At 41.5% G+C, this 2,404-nt stretch carries 3 protein-coding genes; all 3 read right to left on the minus strand.

Going from position 1 to position 2,404, the window contains the following annotated elements:
* Positions 1-1,126, minus strand: a 1,126-nt coding sequence (locus Q1J64_RS08960; protein ID WP_301108726.1) for an AMP-binding protein, incomplete at its 3' end; no start/stop codon positions are given.
* A gap of 20 nt (positions 1,127-1,146) precedes the next feature.
* A complete protein-coding gene (locus tag Q1J64_RS08965) occupies positions 1,147-2,139 on the minus strand; it encodes an alpha/beta hydrolase family protein (RefSeq protein WP_301108727.1) in 993 nt (330 codons plus the stop codon).
* A gap of 12 nt (positions 2,140-2,151) precedes the next feature.
* The coding region (locus Q1J64_RS08970) for a hypothetical protein (RefSeq protein WP_301108728.1) at positions 2,152-2,404 on the minus strand (253 nt) is incomplete at its 5' end.

Here is a 2,404-nt window from a genome sequence, read left to right on the forward strand (position 1 = left end):
ACACTCCGTAATCCCCCGTTCTATACCAACGTTCCCCCTTATCTATAATGAATTTTCCATTGGTCAATTCCTCATCATTAACATAACCTCTTGCTAGACTGTCTCCTCCAATTAGTAATTCTCCCGGAACATTAACTTCACATTCTTCAAAATTTTCATCTACAATCCTATACTTCTGCCCTGGCAATGCTTTTCCGTAAGGAATAGATTTCCACGACTTTTCTACTTCCGAAACACAATAATAATTAGACCAGATGCCTCCTTCTGTCGCTCCACCCAAAGCCACAAATTGTGAGCCTTCTGCCGCTACTTTATACCATGCCTCTGGCAAATGCAGAGGAATCCAATCTCCTGAAACCAATGCCAACCGTAATTTTCCAGAATAACAATTCCTTTTTTCCAGTGTCAAAAGCATATCTAACAATGCTGGGGCGCTATTCCAAATTGTGATTTCATGACTCTCGATCAACTTTCCCCATACTTCCGGGTCCCTATAATCTTTTTCATCAATCAAAACAACGGTTCCACCAGCACTCAAAAGTCCAAATATATCAAACACTGACAAATCAAAATCAAACGCCGATATATTCAATATGGAGTCCCTCGCATCAATATCCCACATATGTAGAATTACTTCTATCGTATTCATTGCTGCCGCATGACTCATATCCACTCCTTTTGGTTCTCCGCTGGAACCTGACGTATAGATAACATAAGCCGAGGCCCCCGGATCGTTTTCAATGCAGCCATTCCACGGCTTTTCATTTAAAAAATTTTCATCCTGCAGCACGATTGCAGGCTTAACGTTTTCTATGATCTTCTCCCGACGCGCCAAAGGTTGCTTTATTGAAATAGGAACATATGCCGCTCCTACTGCAAGGATCCCCAATAATGCTGCAATCTGTCCAATACCTCTTGGCAAAATGACAGCAACTTTATCTCCTTTTTTCACACCTTGTTGAGACATATAATTGGCCGCACTTAGCGCATAAGCACGCAATATCCTATAAGAAATCCTTTGCCCCTCATAAATCAGTGCAACTCGCTCCGGATGTTCCAGCGCATTTTCATAAAATTTTCCATGTAATGTTTTTGTTTTGGTAAAAGCTAATCGATTATCCAACATATAAATTTCCCTTTCAAACTTTATCCAATGTTCTTTTTGAGCCAATCTACGATTGCCGTAATTGCTTCTTCTTCCATAACGCCACCCTCATCCTTCAGCGGAGAAACCACTTTAGAAAGCGCATGCCCTAAACCTTTAAAGAAAACCACGTCTGCATGATTTCTTGCCACCTTTGCTATTTGCACTGATTCTACCGGTGATATCCAGCCGTCATTCAGTCCGTGAAGCACCAACATAGGAATCTGGATTTTCTTTATATCTTCCAATATTCCCGTCCAGGTTTCTCCCGGAGCATTTTCCGCAAATCGAATCAAGGTAGTCGGATCTGCAACAATTTCATCCGCCAGCGGCATCCAATTCTCTTTTATGCTAAAACTTCCCTTTTGTTCCGGGTCGAGTTCTTTATTAAAGTTCGTGCTTCCATCTTTGTCAATATTAAAAACGAGCAGATACAAAGAGAAAGTAAGCGATGTGAAGTCTGGCATACAATTCGCAAAATCCGCAACTTCTAGAATACCATCATTATTTTTATCCAACTCTTCAAACTTCTCCACGGTCAACTCCCGTAATATATATGCGAAATAAGAACTCCATCCCTCTGCAATGCCGGATTGGAGGAGTAATGCTTTGGTTTCCGGGAATTCAGAAACCAAAGTTGCGCATACCCGCACACCTTCACTCCAGCCATAAAACAGAATCTCACTCACATCAGAGAGTCCGGATACATACTTCACTACTTCCCGAGCATCCTGAATGATTATATTTATATCGTAACTTTCTCTCTTGTCATACCGGAATACCGCATATCCAGCCTGCACCAAACTCTCACTTATCAGATCGAAATTACGAGAAACAACTTGTCCCATGGCTTCAACCGTGGCATGCCGATCCGATGAACCCGACCCATGAAATAAAATAACCGTTTTCCAAGGACCATTTCCCTGTGGAGAATCTAATTCTCCATAAATTCTCGCGCCCTCTGCTAAAGTAATTTCTAATTCTTTGACCTGCATATGTTTATCCTCCTAAAAAATATCATTGTTTATAAAGTCCTCTATACCTTTTACATATGTGTCGAAAATTTCCATAACATTCTGTCGGTCAAACATCTCTATAACGTAATCCCAGGAGACCTTCAAATAGCCCAAATCATCTCTCACATGATGATCCAAAACCACTTGTGGTGTCTGGCTTATAGCAAATTCTTCTCTGAAAGGCGACTCCCCTTCTTCCGCCAGGGAAGCACTTCCGTCCAACATACAGGTGAACACTATTGGC

The organism is Sporosarcina sp. (genome assembly GCF_029257255.1).
Lineage (GTDB): Bacteria > Bacillota > Bacilli > Bacillales_A > Planococcaceae > Sporosarcina.

Bases quoted from the DNA above. Each gene is read 5' to 3' on its own strand.
- Q1J64_RS08965 (WP_301108727.1), bottom strand. From the start codon at position 2,139: ATGCAGGTCAAAGAATTAGAAATTACTTTAGCAGAGGGCGCGAGAATT.